Source organism: Bacteroidota bacterium (assembly GCA_038746285.1).
Taxonomy (GTDB): Bacteria; Bacteroidota; Rhodothermia; order Rhodothermales; family JANQRZ01; genus JANQRZ01.
Genome location: JBCDKT010000010.1, coordinates 17,750 through 42,497 on the forward strand (window position 1 = coordinate 17,750; position 24,748 = coordinate 42,497).

At 69.6% G+C, this 24,748-nt stretch carries 20 protein-coding genes; 12 read left to right on the forward strand and 8 right to left on the reverse strand.

Annotated elements, in window-relative coordinates; translation table 11 throughout:
• Nucleotides 1-260 precede the first annotated feature (260 nt).
• The 5 genes from AAGI91_04955 (at nt 261) to AAGI91_04975 (ending at nt 4,888) form a co-directional block, all read left to right on the forward strand.
• A complete protein-coding gene (locus tag AAGI91_04955; GenBank protein MEM1041959.1) occupies nt 261-980 on the forward strand; it encodes a hypothetical protein in 720 nt (239 codons plus the stop codon).
• 7 nt (nt 981-987) lie between these two features.
• Nucleotides 988-1,590 carry a class I SAM-dependent methyltransferase gene (locus tag AAGI91_04960; GenBank protein ID MEM1041960.1) on the forward strand — a complete coding sequence of 201 codons (603 nt, stop codon included), beginning with the start codon at nt 988-990 and terminating at the stop codon, nt 1,588-1,590.
• Between the two features lie 630 nt (nt 1,591-2,220).
• Complete coding sequence (locus tag AAGI91_04965) at nt 2,221-2,991, forward strand: nuclear transport factor 2 family protein (GenBank protein MEM1041961.1); 771 nt, start codon at nt 2,221-2,223, stop codon at nt 2,989-2,991.
• 127 nt (nt 2,992-3,118) lie between these two features.
• Nucleotides 3,119-3,538 (forward strand): MarR family transcriptional regulator, encoded by a 420-nt coding sequence (locus tag AAGI91_04970; GenBank protein ID MEM1041962.1) that lies wholly within the window; start codon nt 3,119-3,121, stop codon nt 3,536-3,538.
• A gap of 63 nt (nt 3,539-3,601) precedes the next feature.
• Complete coding sequence (locus tag AAGI91_04975) at nt 3,602-4,888, forward strand: SDR family NAD(P)-dependent oxidoreductase (GenBank protein ID MEM1041963.1); 1,287 nt, start codon at nt 3,602-3,604, stop codon at nt 4,886-4,888.
• Nucleotides 4,889-5,109: 221 nt separating this feature from the next.
• Here AAGI91_04975 and AAGI91_04980 read toward each other — a convergent pair whose 3' ends face one another.
• Nucleotides 5,110-6,057: an AraC family transcriptional regulator gene (locus AAGI91_04980; GenBank protein MEM1041964.1), complete on the reverse strand. Its 948-nt coding sequence runs from the start codon at nt 6,055-6,057 to the stop codon at nt 5,110-5,112.
• 260 nt (nt 6,058-6,317) lie between these two features.
• On the opposite strand from AAGI91_04980, the gene AAGI91_04985 reads away from it, so the two are divergent.
• The gene (locus AAGI91_04985; GenBank protein ID MEM1041965.1) at nt 6,318-7,256 is read left to right on the forward strand and encodes an SDR family oxidoreductase; all 939 of its coding nucleotides are present in this window, start codon (nt 6,318-6,320) and stop codon (nt 7,254-7,256) included.
• Nucleotides 7,257-7,287: 31 nt separating this feature from the next.
• Here AAGI91_04985 and AAGI91_04990 read toward each other — a convergent pair whose 3' ends face one another.
• From AAGI91_04990 to AAGI91_05000, 3 genes are all read right to left on the reverse strand, one after another.
• On the reverse strand, nt 7,288-10,341 hold the full coding sequence (locus AAGI91_04990) for an SMC family ATPase (GenBank protein ID MEM1041966.1): 3,054 nt from the start codon (nt 10,339-10,341) through the stop codon (nt 7,288-7,290).
• Between the two features lie 43 nt (nt 10,342-10,384).
• A complete protein-coding gene (locus AAGI91_04995; GenBank protein MEM1041967.1) occupies nt 10,385-10,930 on the reverse strand; it encodes a CvpA family protein in 546 nt (181 codons plus the stop codon).
• Nucleotides 10,931-11,147: 217 nt separating this feature from the next.
• Nucleotides 11,148-11,588 (reverse strand): GatB/YqeY domain-containing protein, encoded by a 441-nt coding sequence (locus AAGI91_05000; GenBank protein ID MEM1041968.1) that lies wholly within the window; start codon nt 11,586-11,588, stop codon nt 11,148-11,150.
• Nucleotides 11,589-11,859: 271 nt separating this feature from the next.
• On the opposite strand from AAGI91_05000, the gene AAGI91_05005 reads away from it, so the two are divergent.
• From AAGI91_05005 to AAGI91_05025, 5 genes are all read left to right on the forward strand, one after another.
• Nucleotides 11,860-14,187: a TonB-dependent receptor gene (locus tag AAGI91_05005; protein ID MEM1041969.1), complete on the forward strand. Its 2,328-nt coding sequence runs from the start codon at nt 11,860-11,862 to the stop codon at nt 14,185-14,187.
• Between the two features lie 69 nt (nt 14,188-14,256).
• Entirely contained in the window at nt 14,257-15,024 is a 768-nt protein-coding gene (locus AAGI91_05010; protein ID MEM1041970.1) for a tetratricopeptide repeat protein, read from the forward strand.
• 28 nt (nt 15,025-15,052) lie between these two features.
• Nucleotides 15,053-15,643 (forward strand): dihydrofolate reductase family protein, encoded by a 591-nt coding sequence (locus tag AAGI91_05015; protein MEM1041971.1) that lies wholly within the window; start codon nt 15,053-15,055, stop codon nt 15,641-15,643.
• Nucleotides 15,636-16,784: a histidine kinase gene (locus AAGI91_05020; protein ID MEM1041972.1), complete on the forward strand. Its 1,149-nt coding sequence runs from the start codon at nt 15,636-15,638 to the stop codon at nt 16,782-16,784. The genes AAGI91_05015 and AAGI91_05020 overlap by 8 nt, the downstream gene beginning before the upstream one ends.
• Nucleotides 16,781-17,548: a LytTR family DNA-binding domain-containing protein gene (locus AAGI91_05025; GenBank protein MEM1041973.1), complete on the forward strand. Its 768-nt coding sequence runs from the start codon at nt 16,781-16,783 to the stop codon at nt 17,546-17,548. Before AAGI91_05020 ends, AAGI91_05025 begins: the two co-directional genes overlap by 4 nt.
• A 151-nt stretch (nt 17,549-17,699) precedes the next feature.
• Here the strand turns inward: AAGI91_05025 and AAGI91_05030 are convergent, their stop codons facing one another.
• Genes AAGI91_05030 through AAGI91_05040 form a run of 3 tightly spaced genes read right to left on the reverse strand, consistent with a single transcriptional unit; the run spans nt 17,700 to nt 22,761 of the window.
• Nucleotides 17,700-18,509 carry a hypothetical protein gene (locus AAGI91_05030; GenBank protein ID MEM1041974.1) on the reverse strand — a complete coding sequence of 270 codons (810 nt, stop codon included), beginning with the start codon at nt 18,507-18,509 and terminating at the stop codon, nt 17,700-17,702.
• Nucleotides 18,506-19,744, reverse strand: coding sequence for a PQQ-binding-like beta-propeller repeat protein (locus tag AAGI91_05035; GenBank protein ID MEM1041975.1), 1,239 nt, complete (start codon nt 19,742-19,744; stop codon nt 18,506-18,508). Before AAGI91_05035 ends, AAGI91_05030 begins: the two co-directional genes overlap by 4 nt.
• Before the next feature lie 5 nt (nt 19,745-19,749).
• Complete coding sequence (locus AAGI91_05040) at nt 19,750-22,761, reverse strand: BamA/TamA family outer membrane protein (GenBank protein MEM1041976.1); 3,012 nt, start codon at nt 22,759-22,761, stop codon at nt 19,750-19,752.
• Nucleotides 22,762-23,053: 292 nt separating this feature from the next.
• Here AAGI91_05040 and AAGI91_05045 point away from each other — a divergent pair, with 292 nt between their 5' ends.
• Nucleotides 23,054-23,272 (forward strand): hypothetical protein, encoded by a 219-nt coding sequence (locus AAGI91_05045; GenBank protein ID MEM1041977.1) that lies wholly within the window; start codon nt 23,054-23,056, stop codon nt 23,270-23,272.
• Between the two features lie 83 nt (nt 23,273-23,355).
• Here the strand turns inward: AAGI91_05045 and AAGI91_05050 are convergent, their stop codons facing one another.
• Nucleotides 23,356-24,702 (reverse strand): restriction endonuclease, encoded by a 1,347-nt coding sequence (locus AAGI91_05050; protein MEM1041978.1) that lies wholly within the window; start codon nt 24,700-24,702, stop codon nt 23,356-23,358.
• Between the last annotated feature and the right edge of the window lie 46 nt (nt 24,703-24,748).

Genomic DNA, 24,748 nt, shown 5'->3' on the forward strand with positions numbered 1-24,748 from the left:
GTGGAGGGTCGATATAAAAAAAGCCTCCCCAAAACGGGAAGGCTAGGGAGCGAGTCGGCTCCGGTCAGGGTCGGGCAGAACGAGGCGTGCGTCGGGCACAGGTAGTGGAGGCAGGGTGCGCAGCAGACGGAAGCTACGCCGCGCGCCGAGGTCCGGGCAAGCCGTGCGCGCCGGCCCAGGCGCGGCGACTCGCCTTTGTGCCTCTTTTCACACCCGACCCCGCGCTATACTTCCACCCCGACACGCTGCGTTTCTCCCTCGTGCCCGAGCCCACCTCCCCGCATCCCCGACGTCTCCGCTCCGAAGGCCACAACCAGGCCTACCGGGCGCGCATCCTGGGCGCGCTCGCGCTGAGCCTGCTCGTGCTGACGCTGGCCTTCCGGCTCTGGCCCGCCGAGCGGCCGGCTCCCGAGCGGCGCTACGTCGCCACGCCGCAGGAGCGGATCGAGCTCGAACTGATCGAGCCGACGGCGCAGACGCGCCGGGCCGCCCCGCCCCCGCCGCCGACGCTCCCGCCCGTCGAGGTGCCGGACGACGTGGAAATCCCCGAGGAGGTGATCGAACTCGACGTGCCCGACCTTAGCCCGGACGTCGCGCCCGTCGAGATCGACGCGCCGCCGGGCTTGGAGGAACTCGACGGCGAACCCGAAGGGCCGGTCTTCGTCGAGCGCGCCGACCGCCGGCCGCGCACGGTGACGCCAGTCTTCCCAGACTACCCGCGCGAGGCTGAGCGACGCGACATCCGCGCCCGCGTCCGCATCCGCGCCCTGATCGACGAGCGCGGCCGGGTGCAGGAGACGGTCATCCTCGAACGGGTGCTGCTCGACAAGCGCGACCGCGAGGAGCGGGTCGCCGAGATCGGCTACGGCGTCGAGGAGGCTGTGCTCGACGCGGCCCGCCGCACACGCTTCCGCCCCGGCCGCCACGGCGGTCGCCCCGTGCAGACGTACACGACGCTGACGCTCAGCGTCGGCGTTTGAGGCTGCTGTGCGCCCGTACGACCAGATCGCCGACTGGTACGCCTTAGCGCGCGACCCCGAGGCCGGCCTGGATGATCTCGCGGCGTTCGCCTGCCCCCTCCCGGCCGGCGCGGCCGTCCTCGACCTCGGCTGCGGCAACGGCGTCCCGGTCTCCCGCTTCCTGCTCCAACAAGGCTTCGCCGTGACCGGGCTGGACTCGTCCCCAGCGATGCTGGCGAGGTACCGCACGCACTTCCCCGCCGTGCCCGCCCGCTGCGAGCGCGCCCAGGACGCCCGCTTCGAACCGGAAACCTTCGACGCCGTCGTCGCCTGGGGCGTGCTGTTTCACCTGTCAGAGACCGAGCAGGCCGCCGTGATCGGGAAGGTGGCACGGTGGCTCCGACCCGGCGGGCGCTTCGTGTTTACCTCGGGCGAGGCGAAGGGCGTGACGGAGAGCAAGATGGACGGCGTGACGTTTGGCTACACCTCGCTCGGCCGCGATGCGTACCGCCGTCTCGCCGAGGCGTCGGGCATGCGCTGGGTCCGGGACTACACGAACGCCTGGGACAACCACGTCTACGCCGTCCAGAAACGCCCTCTCCAAAATGAGTTGCTGCGGCTAGCTACCTAACGCATTCCGGTACAGAGGAAAGTCGCACCCTCTCCTCGATGAGCGCTCGACGGAGGTGGCAACCAAAGCGGGTGGCTGGCCCAGCCTCAGTCGCTGCTCCAGCTGCGGCCAGCACTGGCAGATCGACATCGGCATATCTGGGTGGGATGCGAGGCATAGGGTGCAAGGCGTCGTGTATTGCCCGGTTCACCTCCACGAAATAGGTGCCCGGCGCTTCCCGGCCCGTACCCGCGAGAAGGTACTCGGAGAGTCCCGCGCTCGCAGGCCAACGTCGGGCTGAACGGCTCCGCGTTCGCCGTGCTACCGCCAGTCGCTATCTTCGACCGGAACGCTCCGTCCCCGGCACGGCTGAAGCGCCGCTCCGTTGTGCCGCACTCGCGCCGTTGATGCCGCTCAACCAAGTTCTCTCCTTTACCGACCGTATCACCCGCTCCCCTTCCGTCGTGCCCCTACTCCTGGCCCTCGCAGCAGGCTTTGGCCTCGTTCGACATCCCGAGTGGGCGATGTCGGCCCCGTTCGCAGCGTCAGGGCGCTGCCCGAGTAGAGAGGATGGTCGGACCGCTCTCGCTCGGGGCGCGGCATAGCCGCACGCTGTTCTACCGCACTCCTGGTTCTCCGTACTCCCCCGCTATGTCTAGGAAGCTCGATCATGCAAAGGCTCTCTACCTCGAGGGCATCCGGGATGGACGCGCACGAGAAGCCGTCACTCGCTACACAGGCGACCGCTATACCCAGCACTCGACCGGTGTACGCGACGGTGTCGAGGGCTTCGTCGCCTTCTTCGAGCCATTCATTCAGCGAAACCCGATCCGAGACATCGAGATCGTTCGCGGCATCGAGGACGGTCGCTACGTCTTCGTCCACGCCTATCAGAGCCTGAACAACGGTGCGGCCGAATGGGTCACGACGGATTTTTTCGATACTGACTCCGACGACCTAATCGTCGAGCATTGGGACGTGATCGCACCGTACGTCGCGGAGACGCCGTCGGGCCACACGTCGGTCGACGGGCCAACGGAGATCGAGGACTTGGATCAAACCGAAGCCAACAAAGCCCTCGTCCGGTCCATGACCGAGGACTTGTTGACACCGGGTGAGCGTTCCCCGAGGGCAGCAGACTACATCGCGCAGGACATCGTGCAGCACGATGCAGACCTAGCAGACGGTCTCGACGCTTTCCGGGCGATGCTCCGCTCTCCCGACCGCTTGCAGTACCACGAGATCTTTCTGCTTGTCGGCCAGGGCAATTTCGTGGCGACGCTCTGCCGCGCGTCGCGGGGAGACCAGGAGGTCGCGCAGGTGGATCTGTACCGGATCGATGGCGGGATGGTCGCCGAGCGGTGGACCAACGCCGAGGACGTCCCGGCCGCAGCAGACTCCGTCAACGGCGGCAAGTTCTAGCCCAGCCCCAGGTGCGGCTGTACAGAGGCCGATCGCGTCGTAGCCGGAGCCGTCGACGGGGTCTTTCCTGACCTCGATGCGGACGGGGAAGAAACTTATGGGGCACACCAATGTTTAGCACTATACTATGACCACTCGCTCGCTCCCCGTCCGTACGTGGCTCCGGCTCGTTCGCGTAGCCCAAAAGGTAGGCCGCGCGGCCGAAGGCCCACTCGCAGACCTCGACCTCACGGCGGGACAGTTCGCTCTGCTCGCGGCGGTCGGCGCAGCCGAAGGGGCGCTCCAAGATGACCTGGCCGGCCGGCTCGCCACCACGAAAGGGAACGTGAGCCAACTCCTCGCCAAGCTGGAAGCGAAGGAATACGTCCACCGGGTCCCCAACGGGCGGACGAAGGCGGTCCATCTCACGCAGGGTGGGCGTGCGCTGCTCGACCGCGAGGTCCCCGCCCACGACACCTTCATCGAAGACCGTCTCTCAGCCCTGTCCGCTGACGACCTCGACCGCCTCCACGGTCTCCTCGTCAAGCTCGACCGAAGCCTGGACTGACCCGTTACCCAGCCAACGGAAGGCGACCCCCTACTTACAGTTCACCACTAAACACTCACACTCATGAAGCTCATCCTCTTCGTCCTCACCGGCGCGGTCTTCGCTGCCTTCATCAACGCTCTCCTCTTCGCCATAGCCTCCGCGCTCGGCGGGTTCGGCCCCGGCGTAGTCGCCATCTCCGCCGGACAGCCCCTGACGCTCGCGCCCGTCGTCGTGGCGAGCGTGGGGGGCGTGGCCGGGGCTGGGCTCCTCCGGGCCGGGCTCGGCGTCGTCTTCCAGCGGTCGCGGGCGCGGTGGGTGTTCTTCGGGGTCGCGTTCGTGGTCCTGCTCCTCTCGTTCGCAACGCCACTCACTGGACTGGAAGGGGCGGGAGCTGCCGACGTCCTCGTTCTCGAACTGATGCACGTTCTGACGTTCTTGGCGGCTGTTGTGGCCGTCGAGCATGGAACCCGGCCGTCGTGGGGATGGGGACGCGAGGCCTACGCCGAGCGCGAGGTACCGGAGCCCAAAGCTGCCTTCGTGACGGGGGCAACGGGCGGGATCGGGGCCGAGGTCGCCACCCAGCTCGCAGAGCGGGGCTGGCGCGTCGTCGGGCTGGGGCGGAGCGAGGCGAAGGCTCGCGCTGTCGAGCGCCGTGCTGGCAGCTTACCGGGCCAGGTCACCGTCCTCACGGGCGACCTCTCGCTCGTAGCCGAGGCCGACCGGCTAGCAGCGGAGGCCAGCACGCTCGCTGGGACGGAAGGGTTCTCGGCCATCGTTCACGCGGTCGGCACGCTCAAGCCAGCGTCACGGCCGACGGCCGAAGGGATCGACGAGAACATCTCCACGTCGTGGCTCGCGCGCGTCGCCACGAACGAGAGCGTCGCTCTCGCGGACGGAGCCCGCGTCGTCAACGTCGCCGCAGCCGAGAGCGGACGCCTCCCAAGTCGTTTCGGAGCAGTCCCATCTGAGCCTGCCGACCTCGGGACCGGCATGGCGGCTCACGGCCAGGCCCAACTCACCAACGACCTGTGGGCGGCGGACCTCGCCCGGCGCGGCACCTCAGTGTGGGGCTACGGGCCGGGGGCGGTGGATACGGAGATCCGCCGAGAACTGCCCCCGCTCGTGCGCCGCCTCATGCGTCCTCTGTTCTGGGCCGAGACCCGTCCTCCAGGAGACGCTGCCGCCGACATCGTCCGGCTACTTCTCGACCGCTCGCTCCCGGCGTCTGGGTTCGCCAGCAGGACCGGACCGTTCGAGCACGCCCCCTTCATCCACGACGAAGCAAACCAGGAGGCCGTACGGCGGCTCGCGGGAAGACTCTTGTCGCAGGCCCGGGGTGCGGACCGTAGGGTAACAAAGTCGACCTGAGCCACCCCGATTGCCCCATGCACTTGAGCGCTTCCCTGCCAGACGCCGATCACGTCGTAGCCGGAGCCGTCAACGGGGTCTTTCCTGACCTCGATGCGGACGGTTCGACGGGCCGGATGTTGTAGGATGCCTCAACGTGATAGCGCAGAAATACCTCTTGCGCAACTTGGCAACGTTTTACTGTAGTCCGTCAGGCGAGTTACGTTGCGCTGCCCCGAAGCTCAGTTACCGGTCACTGCCTTCTCGCGATTCGCCCTTAGCCGAGCGATATCGCGGGTGGGAGGGGCACCGAAGAGGCGCCTGTATTCGCGGCTGAATTGGGACGGGCTGGCGTAGCCCACGCGGTACCCAGCCGTCGCAGCGGTCAGGCCCTCGCCCAGCATCTGCGCGCGCGCCTCGCGCAATCGCAGTTCTTTCTGGTACTGGAGCGGCGTCATCGCCGTCACGGCCTTGAAGTGGCGATGCAGCGCCGAGGCGCTCAGGCCCACCTCGCGCGTGAGCGCCTTCAGATCGTACCGCTCGGCGTAGTTCGCCTTGAGCCACGCGATTGCCTGCGCGACGGCCTGGAGCCGTGGGTTGGCCCTGGCGATCTGCCGTGCGAGTGCGCCGTGCGGCCCTGTCAAGAGCCGGTACTGGACTTCTTCGAGCACCAACGGCACAAGCGCACCGGCGTCGCGAGGAGATTGAAGGAGCCGCACCAGGCGCACGGTCGCATCGAGCAGCGTGTGGGTGACCGGACGGATAGACACGCCGCGATCCAACTCGGAGCCGCTGAGCGTAGCCTCTTCCAGGCCGTGCTTTGCCGTCGCCGCCGCTACCTCGGCCGGGTTCAGCGCGAGCGCTAAGCCTAAGCACGGCGCATCAGGGCTTGCTTCGAGCACCCGCACGATGACCGGGAGTTCGAACGACACCACGAGGCACTCGGCGGGGCCGTGCGCGAACGTCTCCTCGGCCAGGACGAGTTCTTTCCGGCCCTGCGCCAGGATCCAGAGCGCCACGCCCTGTTGCAGGTGTAGCGGACGAGTGGGCCGCGCGTACCGGATCAGCTTCAGCGGCTCGATGGTCGTAGCGTGGCTACCCTCAGCAGAGGCAAATCGTGCAATGAGGCTGGCCAACTCTGCCCGTTGCGTTGCCAGGCTAGGGTCCGTCGTGCTACTGTTCATAGCCATATCGCTTGTCTCCGAAACTCGAACTCCGATAGATACTGCCTCGCTGTCGCGCACGACACTGCTGCATCTTGGGACTCTGCAAGTTCGTTTACTGTGCCGCGGCCGGAGCGGCCACGAAAGCAGATAAGTAAGATCAGGCAAGAATTGCGTGATTCTGGGTCATCCGCTCGCGTGCCGGTCCGGTTGTATCCCCACGCTGCCTCGGCAGAACCGGACGCCAGGCGGCATTTGGCCGTTCTCCGCTTCAACATCGCCCCCCTATGCCTACGCAAGAGACTACCTCCGCAATCCCCACAGCGCGTGTTTTCGTGACCGGTGCCACCGGCTTCATCGGCTCCGCCATCACACGCCGCCTCCTGGACGACGGCTACGAGGTGACTGGCCTCGCCCGCAGTGATGCAGCCGCCGAGACCCTCCGCCAGCGAGGCATCGGCGTACACCGCGGCGACCTGACAGACCCCGCCAGCCTCGCCGCCGGCGCTCGGGCTGCCGACGGCGTCATCCACACGGCGTTCATCCACGATTTCTCCCGGTACGAGGAGAACAACCGGATCGACCGGCGCGCCGTTGAGGCGATAGCCGACGCGCTCGAAGGATCGGGCAAGCCGTTCGTGGCGACCTCGGCCACGACGGTGCTTGCCCCTGGCCGGCTCGGCACGGAAGAAGATGCGCCGGACCCGAACAACCCAGGGTCTGTGCGTGCGGCTTCGGAGGCGGCGTTGCCGGCGGCCCGGCGCGGCGTCCGCGCGAGCGTGGTGCGCCTCCCCCCCTCCGTGCACGGCCCCGGCGACACCGCCTTCGTGCCGGCGCTCATCGAGGCCGCGCGCCAGACCGGCGTCTCCGCCTTCGTCGGGGAAGGCGAGAACCGCTGGCCGGCGGTGCATCGCCTCGACGCCGCGCGGCTCTTCCGCCTGGCCTTCGAGAAGGCTGAGCCGGGGACCGTGCTGCACGGCGTGGCCGAGGAAGGCATCCCGATGCGCCGGATCGCTGAGGTCATCGGCGAGGGGCTAGGCGTCCCGGTGCGCGCGATTCCGGCCAGCGAGGCCCCCAGCCATTTCGGTTGGCTGGCAGGCTTCGTGCAGATCGACAACCCCATCTCCAGCGCCCTCACGCGCGAGTGGGCCGGTTGGCAGCCACAGGAGGCCGACCTACTGACCGACGTACGCGAGAACGGGTATTTCTCCCAAGAAACTGAGTGAGTCCGCCGGGAGGGCGAGCACCGCGTAGCCCTCAGACGCCGATCACGTCGTAGCCGGAGCCGTCGACGGGGTCTTTCTTGACCTCAATGCGGACGGGGAACGCCTCCTTTAGCTCGTCGAGGTGGGTGATGACGAGGATCTTGTCGAAGTCCTCGCGGATGGCCTGGATGGCCTCGACGAGACGCTCGATGCCCTGCTTGTCCTGCGTCCCGAAGCCCTCGTCGACGACGAGCGTGCGGATGCGGACGCCGCTGCGCTCGGCCAGCAGTTGTGCGAGGGCGATGCGGAGCGCGAAGTTGACCCGGAAGGCCTCGCCGCCGGAGAAGGTCTCGTAGGGGCGCGGCACGCCGCCGGCGTCGGTGATCTTGATGTCGAGCGTCTCTTTCGTCCCGCCGGTCTTTTTGTCCTTCAGCGTCTCCAGCGTGACGCGGGTGCGACCTTTGGCGAGGCGGTCGAGGAGCGCGTTCGCCCGGTCCTCGATCTCGGGCAGGGTCTCCTCGATGATAAGCGCCGGGATGCCGTTCTTGCCGAAGGCGTCGCGGAGGTGGCGGTAGAGCGTGCGGTCCCGCATGGCGTCGCGGTGCTCGGCGCGGACGGCCTTGAGCGCGTCGCGGTCGCGGGCGGCGCGCTCCAGGCGCTCGCGGATGCCGCCGAGGCGGGCCTGGGCGTCGCTGAGGCGGGTGGCGAGCCCGGCGCGGCGCTCGGTGTGGGTACGCTGCTGCTCGGCGAGGTCGGCGCGGGCAGCGAGGCCCGACTGCGCGGCCTCGACGGCGGCGCGGAGCGCACCGGTGTCTTCGTCGTTCTGGGCGACTTCGTCGGCAATCTGGGTACGACGGGCGGTCCAGTCGGCGAGCCGGTCGCGGGCGTTGAGGAGCGCCGAGCGGCGGTCGGGTGCCTCGGCGAGGGCGTCGCGGTCGCGGCGGACGGCGTCGTGGCGGGCGGCGTCGTAGCCGAGCGTGCCGAGCTGCTGCTGGAGCGCGTCGATCTGCCGCTGGACCGGCGCGAAGGCCTCGCCCGAGGCGAGCTGCTCGCGGAGCGCTGCTTCCTCGCGCTGTCCGGCTTCGATCTTCTGCGCGAGCGTGTCGCGCCGCCCCTCGACCTCGCCCAGGTCGCGCAGCGTGGCTTCGTGGCGGGCGCGCTGCGCGGCCTCGGCCTGCACCTGCTCGAACCGCTCGGGGTCGAACGGAAGCTCGCGGAGCCTGTCTTCGAGGTCGGTCCGCTCGGCGCGGAGGGCGGGGCTGAAGGCGTCGTCCCGAAGCTGCCGGTCGAGGTCGTCGGCGCGGGTCCGCCGCGCGGCGAGGTCGGCGACGGCCTCCTCGGCGGTGGCGATCCGGCCCTGCACCGCGGCGAGGGTGTCGGCCACGCCGTTCTGCTGCTCGATCCGTGCCTTGAGGTCGGCAAAGCGGCGGAGCAGGCCGGCGCGCTGCTCCTGCCGCTGCTGCACCTCGCCCTCGACGCGGGCGATCCCGGCTGCGAGCGCAGCCTTTTCTTCGGCATAGGTCTGCCCGACAGTCCGGCGGTGCTCGGGCGTGAGGTCGGTCCCGCAGGTCGGGCACGTCTCGGTGTCGAGGGCTCGCATCCGCTCGGCCTTCTCGTCCACCCGTTTCACCTCGCCCCGCAGGCGCTCGATCTCGCGCTGCAGCCCGTCGATCTCGGCCTTGACGCCGCTCCCCTGCTCGCGCACGGTCGCCTGCTCGGCCTTCACCGACTCGACTGTGGCGACGCGCTGCTCCAGGTCCGACGCCTGCTGCTTCAGACCGGGCAGGGCTTGGGCGTGGACGCTGGCCGACTTGATCTGCTCGCGCAGGCTGCGGATGCTGGCCTGGAGCGCCCCCCGCTCGCTCGCCAGCGACTTGTCGAGCGCCGTGATGCGGGCCTCGAACGCCTGCCGCTCGGTGCGGCGGGCACGCAGGGCTTCAAGCTCGCGCTCGGCGGTGCGGGCCGCATCCAGTCCGCGCTCGGCGATGGGCCGTTCGAGGAGGCGACGCTCGGCCTCGGCGTGCGCCTTCCGGTCGGCTTGCACCTCGGCGTCGAGTTTGCCGAGGCGCTTCTCGTGGTCCATCCGCTGCCGCTCCAGCTCCAGCTTCTTCTCGTTTAGCTGCTTCTCGACCCCGCGCCAGAGGTCGGCTTTCTGGCTGAGGTCGCGGTACTCCTTGTCGAGCGCGGTCCACCGCTCGTAGTCGCGCTCGATGGCGTCGCGCTGCGCGATCAGCGTCTCGGCCTGCGTGATCCGCCCGGCGAGGTCGGTCCGCTCGCGGTCGAGTTCCTGGCGGCGTGCGGCGAGGCGGGCGAGGCGGGCCTGCTGGCCTTCGACAGTCTGGGCTAGGCTGTCGAGTTCCGCGAGGCGCTCGGTGAGGCGCTTGCCCTCGGTGTCGGCGTCGGCCTGGTCTTGTTTTAGTTTTGCAATAACAGATTCAAGCTCCGCACCCTCCTCCTTCCACCGCCCCTCGTCTTCGAGCGCCCCCGTCAGCCGCTCGATCTCCAGGTCGGCCCGCTTGCCACGCTCGGTCGCCTCCGACAGCCGGCCGCGCGCGACGGCGGCGTATTTCTCGTAGCGGTCCAGCCCGAGGATCCGGCCGAGGATCTCCTTGCGCTCGCCGGATTTCTTCTTGGTGAACTCGTCGCTCCGCCCCTGGAGCAGGAACGCCGAGTTGATGAACGTCTCGTAGTCCAGCCCGAGCGTGTCGGTGATGACGGCCTGCGTGTCCTTGACCGAACCCTCAGTGAGCGCCCGGAAGTCGGTGCCGTCCCACGCCTGAAACTCCAGCCCCGGCTTCGAGGTCTTGCCGGAGGCCGAGCGCTGGAACGAGCGCACGACGCGGTAGCGCCCGCCTTCGAGGTCGAAGACGAGCTCGACCTGCATGTCGCGCGTGCCGATGCGGAGGAGGTCTTCGTCGGGCTTGCGGGCATCGCTCGACTTCCGCGCCTCGCCCCAGACGGCCCAGGTGATGGCGTCGAGCAGCGCCGACTTGCCCTGCCCGTTGCCGCCCGAGAGGCACGCGACGTGGAACTGCTCGAAGTCGAGCGGCTCGGCGTCGGTGCCGTACGAGAGAAAGTTGCGGAGCCTGAGGGAAACGGGAACCATGTCGAGTGACGAACGACGAGTGACGAATGGGACTCACAGGTCGTCAGTCATCATCGTCGAACTTGTCGAGGAGGGTGTCTTGCAGGCCGGGGGCGAGGGCACAGAAGAGGTCCCACGCGCTCGGGGCCAGGGTCTGGACGGGGGCGTAGAGGACCGACTGCTCCCGCGTCTCTTCGCCGACGAGGAGCGGCGCGCCGCCGGGGAGGGCGACGGCGCTCGTGACGAGGAGGAGCACGCTCAGGACGAGCGCGGCGCGCAGCCCGCCGAACCCGGCCCCGGCCAGTTTGTCGACCGCGCCGAGCTTGAGGAGCGCGAGCGCCCTGCGAACGAGAAAGGCGGCGAAGGTGAGCGCGCTGAGCACCGCCGCGAAGGTAACCCCGAACCCGAGCACCGGCGCGAGCCGATCCGACAGCCCGAGGCTCGCCACGACGAGGTCGCCCACCGGACCCATCGCCCCCGCCGCGAGCCACAGCGCGACGACGAGGCCGACGGTACCGACGAGTTGGCTAAGCGCACCGGCACGCACGCCGCGCCACACGCCGAGCGCGATCAGTCCAGCGAGGGCCAGATCGAGGGTGCCGGCGGACATTAGCAGTGCGCCTCGATTGTAGGTGAAGTCCCGCTCCAAGCCCCGACACTCGTCATCCCCGCGCAGGCGGGGACCCACAGGTATGCTGGCCGGTGGATCCCGGATCGGGGTCCGGGATGACCGGTGTTCGAGGAATGGAATCCGGCGAGAGCGAGACCACCGAAGTGGACGCGCGGAAACGACCGCGAACGCAAAAGCGGGGGGTCACACGCCAGCATCACGCGCTCAGCAACTCCTGCACGGCGACGCGGACGCGGTTGCCGTCGGCCTTGCCCTTAAGCGCGCTCATCGCCTCGCCCATCACGCGGCCCATGTCCTTCATCGTCGTCGCGCCGGTGCGGGCGACGATCTCGTGGACGACGCGCTGGATGTCCTCGTCGGTGAGTTGGGCAGGGAGGTACTCAGCGATGATGGTCAGTTCGTCGCGCTCGCGTTGGGCGAGGTCGTCGCGGCCGGCGTCTTCGTACTGCTGCATCGCGTCGCGGCGCTGCTTGGCCTGCTTCTGGACGATGGCGACGAGGTCGTCGTCGGTGAGTGAGCCGGAGCCGTCTTTCTGCTTTTCGATGACGGCGGAGCGGATCGCGCGAAGGGCGAGGAGCCGGGTCTTGTCCTTGGCCCGCATGGCGTCTTTGAGGTCGTGGTCGAGGCGGTCGAGCATGCGTCGGCGGGAGGTGCGTGAGGTATCGAGTAGGGACGTAGAAGCTACGCCCGTCGCCGGTCCACGTTTCGGCCCGCCGGACGCAGCCGCGACTCACCGACTCCTGACGCGGCTCGTCGATTTCGCCCCAACCTGGCACCGCAGGACCAGTAGACCGAACCGAACTCACAGCCATAGTCCGATGCGCTCGCCTCGAACTCCAAACCACCCTGCTCTCCAACATCTTGTCATCCCGGACCCCGATCCGGGATTCAGAGGTGCGGCCGAACCGGTGGATCCCCGTCCCACGCCTTCGCGGGGACAGGCTCTGCGCGGGGATGACGGCTGTACGGGAGAGGCATGCTGCGACAAAGCCGCGCATTGGTCCAACCTGACCCGCTCGCTCGTCCTCTTCTTCCTCGTCTCGTGCTCCGCTGCCGCGCAGCCCGCCGTCGTGACCGGCCGGGCCGTGGACGGCGACGGGCAGAGGCTCCCGCTCGTCAACGTCTGGCTCGACGGGTCGATGGCCGGCAGCGTGACGGACGGCGACGGGCGCTTCGCGTTTGCCGCGACGCAGACAGGCGAACAGACCGTCCGGGCGACGCTCCTCGGGCATGAGGATGCCGCCGCGCGCGTCGTGCTCGCTGCGGGCGACACGGTCCGCGTGACCCTCCGCCTGCCCGAGACGCTGGCCACGCTCGGCGAGGCGGTCGTCGAGGCGAGCGGCTTTTCGAGCGGCGACGCCGAGCGCGCCACGTTCCGCCCGCTCGACATCCTCACCACGCCCGGTGCCGCCGCCGACGTGTTCCGCGCCGTCCAGACGCTTCCCGGCGTGACGACGGTCGACGAGGGCGCGGGCCTCTTCGTGCGCGGCGGCGACGTGGGCGAGACGGCCGTCCTCCTCGACGGGGCGCGGCTCCAGCACCCGTACCGCTACGAGTCGCCGACGGGCGGCGTCTTCGGGTCGATCCCGCCGTTTTTCCTCAAGGGGACGGCGTTCTCGGCCGGCGGCTTCTCGGCGCGCTACGGCAACGCCCTCTCCGGGGTCCTCGCGCTCGAAACCCTCGACGAGCCGCAGCGCGACGCCCTCAACGCAAGTGCGGGCCTGGCCGGCGTCTCGCTCGGCGTCGACAAGCGCCTACTCGACGGGCGACTCGGGGTGCGGTTCTCAGGCAACCGCTCGTCGACGGGGCTGCTGTTCGGCGTCAACGGCATGGGCGGGGACTTCGTCGAAGCGCCGGAGAGCCGGGACGTCAACCTGAGCCTGTCGTACCGCTACGCGCCGGCGGGCCGGGTCAAGCTGTTCAGCTATGGCACCGGCACCCGCGTCGGGGCGCGCGAGCCGCAGCCGTCGTTCGAGGGTGTCTACCGGGCGCGCGAGCGAAACCGGCTCCACGTTCTCTCCTGGCAGGACCTCCGCGCCGGCTGGCTCCTCAAAGCCAACGCCTCGGCGGGGTCGTTCACCAGCACGCGTCGCTTCGGCAACCTCGACCTGGAGACAGCCGACGAACACCTCGGCCTCCGGCTCGATGCCGAGCGCGACCTCTCGCGCCGCCTCCGCCTTGCCGTGGGCGCGACCGCGAGCCGGGCCGTAGCCCGCTTCGGCGGATCGGTCCCGGTCCTCGGCGACGTGCTCGACCCCGAGGCCGAGACGACCACGCTCCGCGAACGCTACGCGGTGACGCGGGCCGGCGGCTACGGTCTCGTCGAGGCCCAGCTCGCCCGGCGGCTCTTCCTCCAGGCCGGCGTCCGCACCGACGGGCACTCCGTGGCCGATGCCGCCACGGTCGACCCGCGCTTCGCGCTGCGCTATCTCGTCGGGAAGCACGCGAGCCTCCGCCTCGCTACGGGCCGCTACAGCCAGTTCCCCGCGCCGGAGCAGTTCGGCGGTGAGAGCGGCAACGCCGCCCTCGGGCCGCAGCACGCCACCCACCTCATCGCCTCGGCCGAGTACGAGCGCGACCACACGCTCCTCCGTGCCGAAGCCTACCTCAAAGACTACGACCGGCTTGTCGTCCGCGCCCCCGCTGTCGGGGTGCCGGGCGGCCGCTACGAAAACGCAGGCACCGGCTGGGCGCGCGGAGTCGACCTCTTCGCCAAGTACGGCGCGTTCCTGCTGACGCGGGTCGACGGCTGGGCGTCGTACAGCTTCCTCCAGACGCGCCGCACCCAGACGCGCTCGCTCGGTGGCACCGTCGCGCTCGGCGACGGGCCGGCCCCGTTTGAGGCGACGCACCACCTGACCGTCGTCGGCAAGGCGCGGGTGTGGCGGTTCCTCGCTGTCGGCACCTCGCTGCGCGCCGCCTCGGGCCGCCCGCACACGCCGGTCGTGGATGCCGTCCCGCCGAGCGCGGACGAGGCTCCCTACTACCTCCCCATCGAGGGGCCGGTCGGGAGCGAGCGTCTGCCGGCGTTCGTCCGCGTGGACCTCAACGCGTCGTGGTACCAGCCGTTCGGCGATGGGCACAGCGCCACCTTCTTCGTCTCGGTCGGGAACGTGCTCGGGCGGGCCAACACGCTCGGCTACGACTACGCACTCGACTACAGCACCCGCACGCCGCGCGCGACCAGCTACGACCGCTTCGTCTTCGCAGGCGTCAGCCTGTCGCTCGTTCGCTGACGCTCCGCGTCTACCTCCGTATCCGCACGCCGTCTCTCCTCCAACCCCGTACCTTCAACCTCCGAACCCATGACACGCTTTCTCTCGATCCTCGTCTTCCTCGCCGCGCTCGTACCTGCGACCTACGCGCAGGACGCCGCCGCGCTCATACTCGACGCCAAGCAGGTGCTCCAGCAGGGCCTCGATGCGGGCAGCGAAGAGTCGATCCTCCGCGCCCGCGCCGCCTTCGAACGCGCCACCGGAACCGACGACGACCGCCTCGCGGCCCTCGCCCACTACTACGTCGCCCTGACCAACATCCGGGCGCAGGTTCTCCTCGACCGTGAGACGGAGAAAGAGCGCATGGTCGAGCTCGTGGACAACGCCATCGAACACCTCGAAGCCTCGATCGAGCGCGACCCGGCGCTCCCCGAGTCGCACGCGCTCCTCTCCAGCACCTACGGCCAGAAGCTCGGGCTCAAGCCGATGCTGACGATGTTCCTCGGGCCGAAGGTCAGCCGGACGATGGACAAGGCTAAGCAGCTCGGGCCGGACAACCCGCGCGTCGTCTTCACCGAGGCGCAGTCGCTCTACTTCACCCCGAAGATGTGGGGCGGCAGCCGCGAGCGCGCCCTCGAAGGCTTCGAGCGCGCCGCCGCGCTCTACGAGGCCGAGACCGACCGCGACCCGCTCCTCCCCGGCTGGGGCCACGACGAGGCCTACGCCTGGCAGGGCATCGCGCTCGACAGCTTCGACCGGACAGACGAGGCCCGCGCTGCCTTCGAGCGGGCGCTGGAGATCAACCCGAACTACGGGTGGGTGCGCTACGACCTCCTCCCCGGCCTCGCCTCCAACTGAGCGCGCACTGACCTACCTCGTGCCCGACATGTCCGTGCCCAGAGCCTCCGTCTTCATCGCCGTCAGCGTTGACGGGTACATCGCCCGCGAGGACGGAAGCCTGGACTGGCTTCACGGTCACGGCGAGAGCGACGAGGGTGACCACGGGTACGCCGACTTCATGGCCTCCATCGATACCCTCGTCATGGGCCGCAAGACGTTCGAGAAGGTCCTCACGTTCGGCGCGTGGCCGTACAGCGGCAAGCGAGTTGTCGTCCTGAGCAGCGGGTCGCCACTAGTGCCCGAGGAACTGGAGTCGGAGATCGAAGTGCTCGCGCTCGAACCCGAAGCGCTTCTCCGGCACCTCGGATCGACCGGTACGGAGAGCGTCTACGTGGATGGAGGTGTGACCGTTCAGCGTTTCCTGCGCGCCGGACTGGTTCAGGAGTTGATCGTCACGCGGGCACCTGTCCTGATCGGCTCTGGCACCCCGCTGTTCGGCAGTCTACCCGAAGATGTAAGACTGGAGCACGTCGAGACGCGGGCGTTCTCGAACGGCCTAGTCCAGAGTCGGTATCGCGTCCTCGGTGCCGCCGAGCTTTCTTCTGTCCACAAGTCAGACGAGCAAGCCCGTGCCTGACGTCCCTCCGACTCCCCCGCTGCCGCCGCCACGCCTGAGCGCCCGAGGGCTGGCGATTGCCGCCGGCCTCGGGGTGCTCTACGCGGTGGCGAGTGGGCTCGTCGTCGCCCAGCTCGACGGCAGCAACGGGTTCTACGACGCGCCCTACCCCGTCGCGATCGTCGGCGCCCTCGTCGAGTACGCGCTCGTCGGCGTGCTGATGCTCGGGGCGTGGGCGCTCGTGATCCGAGGCCTCGACGGTGCTGGCTGGGGCTGGAAGCTAGCAGCCCACCTTGTGCTCGCGCCCGTGTTTGCGGTCGCGTGGTACGCGCTCTACGCGCTCGTCGTCGGCGCGATGACGGGCGAGAACCTCCTGGACATCGCCGACATCTTCGTCGACGGGCGGTGGGGGCTGTTCTCGAAGCTGACGGAGTACGTGCTGATCGTGGCGGTGCTGCACACGGTGCGCGAGGTGAACCGGCTGCGCGCGCGCGAGGCGCAGGCGCGCGACCTCGCTGCGCTCGCACAGGAGCGGGAGCTGGCCGCGCTCAAGGCACAGCTCAACCCGCACTTCCTCTTCAACGCGCTCAACTCGATCAACGCCGCGCTCGCGGGGCGGCGCGAGGACGCCCGCTCGATGGTAGTCGGGCTGGGCGACCTGCTGCGCTACGCGCTCGCCGCCTCGGAGCGGGCCGAGGTCCCACTCGCCGAGGAGGTCGCAGCGGCCGAGGCCTACCTCGCCATCGAGCAGCACCGCTTCGCCGACCGGCTCCGGGTCGAGGTCGCCGTCGCGCCCGACGCGCTCGCCGTCCCGGTGCCGCCGCTCGTCGTGCAGCCGCTCCTGGAGAACGCCGTCCGCCACGGCCTCGCCCCAACCGAGCGCGGCGGTACGGTCCGCCTCACCGCCCGCCGCGACGGCGGGCACCTCCGCATCACCGTCGAAGACAACGGCACCGGTGCCTCCGACCTCGACCCGGCCGCGCTGCTCGATGCGGGCGTCGGGCTGCGCAACACCGACCGGCGGCTGCGGACGCGCTACGGCGAGGCGGCCGGGCTGCAGATCGACGCGCCGTCGGACGGAGGCTTTCGCGTCCGCTTCGCCATCCCGGCACCCGTCGCCGAATCGCCCCCCATCCTCGAACCGGCGGAGGCATCGGTATGAATCCCGTCCGCACGGTGATCGCCGACGACGAGCCGCCGGCGCGCGCGCTCGTCCGGGAGTACCTCGCGGGCGTGCCCGAGGTCGAGATCGTGGCCGAGGCGACGAGCGGGACCGAGGCCGTCGAGGTGCTGCGCCGCGAGCGGCCCGACCTCGTCTTTCTCGACGTGCAGATGCCGGGGGCGACGGGGTTCGAAGTGCTCGAACAGCTTGCCGCCGCCGGCGACCCACTCCCCGCCGTCGTCTTCTCGACGGCCTACGACCAGTACGCCCTCGGTGCCTTCGAGGTTAGCGCGGTCGACTACCTCCTCAAGCCCTACAGCGCCGAGCGCCTCCGCGCCGCCCTCGACCGCGCCCTCGACCGGCTCCGCGCCGCCGCGCCGTCGGACGATCTCGAACGGATCGCCCAGCTTCTCACGCACGACGCCGCGCGCTCGCCGTTCGCCGACCGGCTGTTTCTCCGCGTCGGGACCCGGATCGTGCCGGTGCGGACCGCAGATCTGGAGTGGGTTGAGGCGGCGGGCGACTACACGACGCTGCACGCCGCCGGCGAGACCTACACGGCGGGCCTCACGCTCTCGGCCCTCGCCGAGCAGCTCGACCCGGCGCGGTTCGTCCGCGTTCACCGATCGACCGTGATCGCGGTCGACGCGCTGCGGCACCTGGAGAGCGACGGCAGCGGCGGCTACGTCGCCACGCTCGACGGCGGGGCACGCGTCCGCGTCAGCCGCTCCTACGCCGGGGCCATCCGCGACCGCATCGCCTGACGTAGAGCACCGACCGCGCTCACCCTGAACCCATCGCCCTGCAGCGGGACGGGAGTGCCACTAGGTAGGGCGTGCTCGCCGGGCGCGCCGTCCTCCCCCGGCTGCGCCAAGCAGCAGCGGACGCCTCCCCGCGTCTCTACTGCAAGCGTCTCTACCGCAGCACGAGGCGGATCGCGAAGACGCCGATCCCGACTTGCATCGCGCCGAGGGCGACGGCCGAGTAGGTGTCGAAGCGCTCGAAGTCCTCGCGCAGCGCCGGGTCGCCGGAGCGAGCGTACTCGTCGAACTCCCGGTCGCCCTTGAACTTGAAGTGGGCCGCGAGCGCGCCCGCGCCGAGCGCGAGGCCGAGCGCCGCCGCGTCGATCCAGTAGTTGGGCCGCCGGCTCTCGGCGAGCGTGACCTCGCCGGCCCCAGCCTCGGCGAGCGTGATCGGGCGGAGGACGACGCTGTAGGTGTTGTCGAGCGCATCGCCCGGCACCTGGCGCACCTCGGTGTAGCCGGTCTTGCGAACGACGAGGGTGCCGCCGAGTGGTTCGTCGGCGAAGAGGTCGAGCGGGGTCTCGCCGAGGCGCTCGGTTGTCCCATCCTCCTGCTCTAGCACGACCGCCGCGCCGAAGGGGAAGCTCTCGACCCGGTAGCGGAGCGGCACGTCGAGCCGGACCCTCGTCGTCTCACCGGCGCGGACCTCGACCTCGGCCTCGGCCGAGCGGGGCTGCCACGACGCCGCGGTGGCCTCGCGGAGCACGAGGCGGTGCGCGCCTGGCGCGAGCTCAAATCCTGCTGGCGTCACGGGTCCGAGTAGGGCTTCGCCGTCGTAGAGCATCCCGTCCGGTAGGTTCGTCTCGACGATGACCGTGCCCGTCGATGGCAGTGCAGGAAGGAGGAACGCGCTAGCGTCAGCAGGCTGCGCGAGGGCAGCCGCCGGGGCCAGTGCGATCAGAAGGCAGAGGAGACGGGTCATCGTTCGTCGGTGCTGGCGACCGGCGAGGCGGGCCGGAAGGCGTGGATGTGGCGCGGCTCGGCGAGGACGAGGAGCGTGCCGTCGTGGAGGACCGGCGTCGTCTTGACGCGGCCGTCGAGGGCGGCGTCCCAGAGGACCTCGCCGGTCGCGCGGTCGAGGGCGTAGAGCATCTCGTCGTACGCGCCGGCGAAGACGACGTCGGCCGTGAGGAGCGGGGCCGAGCCGAAGTTGCCGTCGGCGCGGAAGCGCCAGCGCTCGGTGCCCGTGGCCGCGTCGAGCGCGCGGAGGATGCCGTCGCTCGCGCCGACCACGACGAGCCCGTTGTCGGCCGCAGGCGTGCTGAACCGTACCTCACCGTTGCCAGCCTCGACCGTCCAGGCCGCCGTGCCCGAGGCCGCGCCGAGCGCGACGAGCCGGCCCTGGGTCGTGGGGACGAGGAGCAGGTCGCCGCTGGAGGTGGGGGTCTCGTAGACCGCCCCCCCGAGTTCTTCAGTCCAGCGTACAGTGCCACTCGCGAGGTCGAGCGCCGTCACGCGGCCCCGGTCGTCGGCGACCGCGACCATGCCGGGCGCGAGCAGCGCGGGGGTAGCGAAGAAGCCGGCGGCGGAGTCAGGCACGGCGCTCCAGCGCACGGAGCCGTCGGCCGGGTCGAGGGCGCGGACGGTGCCGTCGGTCCCGGCGGCGACGAGCAGGTTGCCCGACGGCGTTTCCGCCAGCAGGAGCCCCGCCTCGTGCGGCCCGGCGCGGAGGCTCCACACCCGCTCGCCCTTGACGAAGTCGTACCCGAGGATCGTCCGCTTCCCGGCGGCCACGGTGGCGTAGAACCTCCGCCCGGTCAGCACGGCGGTTCCTTCCAGCGGCTCGCGGAAGTCGACCCCGGTCCTCTTGCGGCCCGTCTCGAGGTCCACGGCCCGCACCTCGCCCTTGCGCGTCGTCACGATCACCAGGCCGTCGGCCGCGAGCGCCGCCGCCGGCCCGAACGCCCCGTCGGCGTCGTGGCGCCAGGCCGCTTCGAGCGGGAGCGCGAGGCGCTGCTCGGTCGCGTTGCTCCGCGTTGCCGTGCCGCCCTCGGTCGCCCAGTCGTCCGCGCCGAGGCGCAGTGGCTCGCCGAGTTGAAAGACGGCGCAGGAACTGAGAACGGAAGCAAGGAGGAGCGGAAGCAGAGAAGCGTACGCGAGGCTGAACCTCGACATCACCCATCCTCCGCTCTTCCATTCTTTCGATCTTCCGCTCATCAACGTCAGAAGTTGTAGCCGAAGAAGAACTGCCGGAAGGGGTCGCGCTCGTCCCAGTCGAGGCCGTCGGTGAAGCGCCAGCCGACGTCGTAGCGGAGGACGAAGCCGCCGAAGATGTTCATCCGCAGCCCGAGGCCGAGCGCGCCGAGGTCGGTCCCGGCGAAGAGCTGGGGCTGGCGCTCGTTGTAGCCGCCGTTCCAGACGTGGGCCGCGTCGGCGAAGGCCGCGCCGCGGAGGTTCACGATCCCGAACGGCGCGAGGATCGGGAGGTAGGCGCTCGGGCGCTCCAGGATCGGGAAGCGGAGTTCGTGCGAGGTGAACCACATGTGCTGGCCGCGGACGCGGAAGAGCGGGAAGCCGCGCAGGTCCCAGCTCCCGCCGAGCAGGAACAGCCGCGCCTCGCGCCCGACGTTCGTCTGCGCCAGCCCCCACGAGGCGAACGTCACGCCGGGGACGATGCGGAGGTAGTGGCGGAGGTCGGCGCGGAGCGTGTAGTAACTCACGTTCGAGAAGCGCACGTCGGTCGTGTAGGCTGCCGTCGCCGTCGCCTTCCAGCCGTCGACCGGGCCGTTGAAGCCGTAGAGCGCGTTGTCGTGCGTCACCGAGAGTGCGTTCGAGAGGAGCACCGCCTCGCGGTCGACCTGCACGACGGGGATCTCCTTGCGGCTGTAGTTGAGCGAGGTCGAGACGTCGACGCGCTGGAACTTCGAGAGCGGGTAGCTCACGAGGCCCACGGCCCCGACGAGCTCCTCGAAGAAGACCGGGAACTCGCTGACCGCGTCGGGGTCGGTGAGGTCGAAGCGCTGGCCGCTGAAGCGGTAGGCCCCGTAGCCGTAGTTGGCCCGCCGCCCGAGGTGGATCCGCGTCACCGACGCGTTGAGGCCGTCGACGAACGAGCGGCCCGGCACGCGCGTCGAGTAGGCCGAGACGAAGATCTGGTCGTTGCCGAGGAGGTCGGAGAAGGCGAGGACGGCCCCGCCGTTCGTGCCCCAGACGGGGTTCGTCGAGAGCGCGCCCTGGGCGGCGTCGAGCGAGTACTTCTTGCGGTACGGCCGGCGGCGCTCGGGGTCCTCGACTTCGAGCCGGCCATAGCTCCACGGGCCGCGGGGCGGGCCGTCGGTCTCGCCTGCACCGTCGCGGTAGACGAGCCCGACGCGGGCCGTGCGGCGCGGCGCGGCGAGCAGCGAGTCGGCCGAGGTCTGACGGATCGTGAAGCGCGAGTCTTCGAGCGTCGAGAACAGCAGGCGGCCGTCGTCGGTCCAGACCGGGTCGAAGGCGGCCCCGGTGAAGTCCGTGAGCTGGGTGACGGTCGGGCCGGTGACCGGCGAGGCCGTCGGCTGCGAGGCCGCGGACAGGGAAGCCGTGGGCAGCGGGCGGCCCGAGGCGTCGGCGAGGGCGACGGGGCGGTCGCCGGTGAGGTCGGCCACCCAGAGGTTCTGGCCGCTGAACTTGCCGTCGGCCTCGCGGCGCGACGAGATGAAGACGAGGCGCTCGCCGTCGGGGCTCCAGTCCGGGGCGAGGTCCATCTGCGGCCCGCGCGTGACGTACTCGACCTGGCCGCCGGCGAGGTCGAGCGTGAAGAGGTTGTAGTGCCCCGTCTCGCCGAACTCGGTGCGGTCCGACGAGAAGGCGAGCACCGAGCCGTCGGGGCTCCACGCCGGGTCGCGGTCGTCGTAGGTGTCATTCGTGAGCTTGCGGAGGGCACCGGCGCGGGTGTCGTAGGTGTAGAGGTCCGAGAAGCCGGAGCGCTCGATGCCGGTGAAGGCGAGGCGCGTCCCAGTCGGGTCCCACGACGGCGAGTAGACCGCGACGAGGCCGGGGAAGCGGTAGGTCTCCCCCATCTGGTCTCGGGCGAGGTCGTAGACGTGGACTACGTCGGCGTCGCCGCTCTTGGTGACGAAGGCGAGCTGCCCTGAGCCGCTCACGTCGAGCTGGCTCTCGAAGAAGTGGAACGCCTCGAAGCGCGCGTTCCGCTCGCCCCGGACGAGCACGCGGGGCTCGGCCGTCGGCGTCCCCGCCGCGTCGACCTCGACGGCGTAGAGGCTGGTGTACCCGTCGCGGTTGGCGACGAAGGCGATCTCGCGGCGGCCGTCGGCGTGGCGGAAGAACGTCGGCTTGCCGTTGAAGCCGCGCGCGGCGACGGCGTCCGAGACGAGCGTCGGCGGCGTGGCCTCGTCGAGCTTCGGGAGGTACTGCGCGTGGACCCATGCCGTCCAGCGGTCCGCGATCGCGCGGTAGTCCTCCCGGAGGACGTGCTCCATCACCTTGCGGAAGTCGGGGTCGCGCCAAATCTCCTCGAAGAGCCGGAGCAGCTTGTCCTCGCCGTAGGTCTCGGCGATGAAGCGGCAGACGGCCTCGCCCTCCTTGTACATCAGGTACGTCCCGAAAATCCGGTCGAGGTCGTCGAGCGGGACGAAGTAGTTGCTCGCCACGGCGTCGCGGAGGACCATCTCGTGCTGGAAGTCCGGCTCGCCGCTCCAGTACTCGGCGATGCCCTCGGTGAACCACAAGGGCGGCGGCGCGGTGAACGGGCGGCGGTGGTCCCGCATCACGCGCGTCAGCTTGGAGTAGGTGAAGACGTGGACCAGCTCGTGCCGGATCACCCGGCGGAAGCGGTGGAGGTTGCCGTTGGCCGGGATCACGACGCGGCCTTTGAGGAACTCGAAGAACCCGCCGACGCCGTCGGGGATGAAGCCCGGCGTGACGTTGGTCTGCTTGAAGTGGAGGTTCGACGAGTAGAAGATCATCGGGACGCGGTGCCCGAGCGAGAAGTTGAAGCGGTTCTCGAGCTCCTCGTAGCTCTCCTCGGCGAAGTGCGCCCCGTGCTCGGCGAGCGCCTGCATCTCGGGGTAGTAGTAGATGTCGAAGTGGTCCGTCTGGAGGACGTGCCAGTCGAAGGCGTCGTACTGGACCTTGTTGCGCCCAAAGTAGAAGTGGTACTGGGCCGCCGCCGGGAGGGCGGGCAGCAGCAGGCCGACCACAAGGAGCGCGGAGGCGAGGCGGAAGCGTCGGGGCATGGAACCGGAGGCGAGACGAGGAACGATAGGACTATCGGCCGCCCCCGTCAAGGGCTTTCGCCGCGCCCCTTTGCTGTTTCCCGGTGCGCATGCTTGCACCTTTGCCGCCTGCACCGTATTCTCAGGCGCTTCCGGCTCGCTCCGCCGTCGTGTCCCGTCATGTTCGCTGCGCTCGATGAAGGTCCGCCAGACGCTCCGCCCCCGCCAGCCCGGAACGCGGCGCTTCGCCGCCCGCTACGCCGACCGGCTCGTCTGCGTCCGCTACCGCTAAGACGCCGATCAGCAGCGGCGGATGACGACCGTGGAGTTGATCGTGGACGAGGGAGCCTGGGTGCCGAGGCCGGGGACGGTAGTAGGCGTCCGGGTGGTGTGGGGCGAGAAGCACCTCGCTAGGCAGATCAAGCGCGCGGCCGGGCGCTGGGACGCCGAGCGGAAGCTGTGGCTTCTCCCGTACCGGACCGTGCAGCGTCTGGGACTGGGAGAGCGCGTCGTCCGGCTCGACGGTCACTAGAACTAGAGATGCCTCTCTACATGTAGTGATCGATCACCACATGTAGAGATTCTCCCATCCGCATAATCATTGGTTATACAGAATCAGCCGAGAGGCAGACCGAGAGTTGGCTGATCCGGTCCTCCTCGTGCATCGCCTTCCCGCCATACAGGCGTTGCCATCTTCAGATCGCGGATGCGCTCGGCCTGTGCCTGAAGGATGCGCCCCAAGTTAGCCGGACTCTCCCGGATCGCCTCAAAGTCCGCCCGATCCAGTAGGAAGATCGTCACCGACGAGTTCTGCATGATCGCGTCGGCGTAGCGCCGGGCGTCACGGGTGAACGGCGCGTTTGCCAGCACGAGAATGTGCGTTACCCGCGTGAGCGGGATCAGCCCGACCTCCTTCGCCACGTCCTCCAACCGGACCTGCCCCGACGGTATGTTCTTGCACTGCACCTGCCATGTCGTGGGCACCGCCCCGAACAGCCCGGCCATCAGCACGTCCACTTCGCTGTACCCGGTTTCCTCAGCCCGGCGTCGCCAGCCGACGAACCGGAGTCCGAGCAGACGCATCACCATCACGGCGAACGCTTCCAACGCCTGACCCTTCTCGTGCTTGTCCTTCGAGCCGAGCGAAGTGTAAATGTCGGCAGGCCGCTTGCGGTAGTAGGCCGTCAGCGCCGGGTCGAGGTCCTTCAGCGTCCGCTCCAGAAACGGTTCCAGCACCTCAGCCCGGAACGCCTCCGTCGTCCGCAACTCCGAAGTCTTTCCGCTGCTGGTGCCACCCGTGCGGTACTCGATAAGCCTTGCGGCTTCCAGCGGACGGAGCACTTCGTTGGGTAGCGATCCGCGACCGATCCGCACGCCCTCGGCAGCTTCGGCAAGGTCCCGTACCTCGGCTGCCGGTGTCCAGCCGTCCGGGTCGAGACGGGCAAGCGCTTTCGCAAAGGCGATCTGTTCGGGTGTCAACGCCGCCAGCGCCGCGATAGCGTCGTCGTCCATCCCCACGAGCTGTTCCTTCACCGCCGGGTCTGGTCGCCATGCTCCGGCTCCGCGCCCGCTCTCCGGGAGCAGCCCCGCTTTCGCCAGCCACATCCGCATCGTGTTGATTGCGGTGTTGTGGACGGAGACGCGGAAGCCCTGATCCGAGAGGTACTGCGCGAGCGAGTCGCCGGTGATCTTGCGCCCGTCAAGGTGCATTTCTTGCGCTCCCTCCACAACGCGAAGGCCGCCGAGGTTCAGAACGACGTGCCGCGCAAACGCTCGGTACAGATTGTCCTCGTTCAGCTCAGCAAGCCTCTGCGTGAGATCGGTTGCTTCGTAGGTCCCTGGCATGAGCAGCCCGTACTGTGCTCCCGCTTCCATCGGGTGGCGGCGGGTGCGCCGGGTCGTCCTCAGCTTCTTTCCAATCCACACCGGCGGTGTGTTGAGCGCTTCTTCCAGCGCGTCCAAGTCCCCGCTGTGCTGAACGGCAGCGCGAACGTAGTCCGGCAGGCTT

Excerpts from the sequence above, each read along its gene's own strand:
- AAGI91_04990 (MEM1041966.1), bottom strand. The coding sequence starts at position 10,341 with ATGGTTCCCGTTTCCCTCAGGCTCCGCAACTTTCTCTCGTACGGCACC.
- AAGI91_05030 (MEM1041974.1), bottom strand. The coding sequence starts at position 18,509 with ATGACCCGTCTCCTCTGCCTTCTGATCGCACTGGCCCCGGCGGCTGCC.
- AAGI91_04970 (MEM1041962.1), top strand. The coding sequence starts at position 3,119 with ATGACCACTCGCTCGCTCCCCGTCCGTACGTGGCTCCGGCTCGTTCGC.
- AAGI91_04975 (MEM1041963.1), top strand. The coding sequence starts at position 3,602 with ATGAAGCTCATCCTCTTCGTCCTCACCGGCGCGGTCTTCGCTGCCTTC.
- AAGI91_05015 (MEM1041971.1), top strand. The coding sequence starts at position 15,053 with ATGTCCGTGCCCAGAGCCTCCGTCTTCATCGCCGTCAGCGTTGACGGG.
- AAGI91_05025 (MEM1041973.1), top strand. The coding sequence starts at position 16,781 with ATGAATCCCGTCCGCACGGTGATCGCCGACGACGAGCCGCCGGCGCGC.
- AAGI91_05040 (MEM1041976.1), bottom strand. The coding sequence starts at position 22,761 with ATGCCCCGACGCTTCCGCCTCGCCTCCGCGCTCCTTGTGGTCGGCCTG.
- AAGI91_05000 (MEM1041968.1), bottom strand. The coding sequence starts at position 11,588 with ATGCTCGACCGCCTCGACCACGACCTCAAAGACGCCATGCGGGCCAAG.
- AAGI91_05010 (MEM1041970.1), top strand. The coding sequence starts at position 14,257 with ATGACACGCTTTCTCTCGATCCTCGTCTTCCTCGCCGCGCTCGTACCT.
- AAGI91_04985 (MEM1041965.1), top strand. The coding sequence starts at position 6,318 with ATGCCTACGCAAGAGACTACCTCCGCAATCCCCACAGCGCGTGTTTTC.
- AAGI91_04995 (MEM1041967.1), bottom strand. The coding sequence starts at position 10,930 with ATGTCCGCCGGCACCCTCGATCTGGCCCTCGCTGGACTGATCGCGCTC.
- AAGI91_05035 (MEM1041975.1), bottom strand. The coding sequence starts at position 19,744 with ATGAGCGGAAGATCGAAAGAATGGAAGAGCGGAGGATGGGTGATGTCG.
- AAGI91_04980 (MEM1041964.1), bottom strand. The coding sequence starts at position 6,057 with ATGGCTATGAACAGTAGCACGACGGACCCTAGCCTGGCAACGCAACGG.
- AAGI91_04965 (MEM1041961.1), top strand. The coding sequence starts at position 2,221 with ATGTCTAGGAAGCTCGATCATGCAAAGGCTCTCTACCTCGAGGGCATC.
- AAGI91_05045 (MEM1041977.1), top strand. The coding sequence starts at position 23,054 with ATGACGACCGTGGAGTTGATCGTGGACGAGGGAGCCTGGGTGCCGAGG.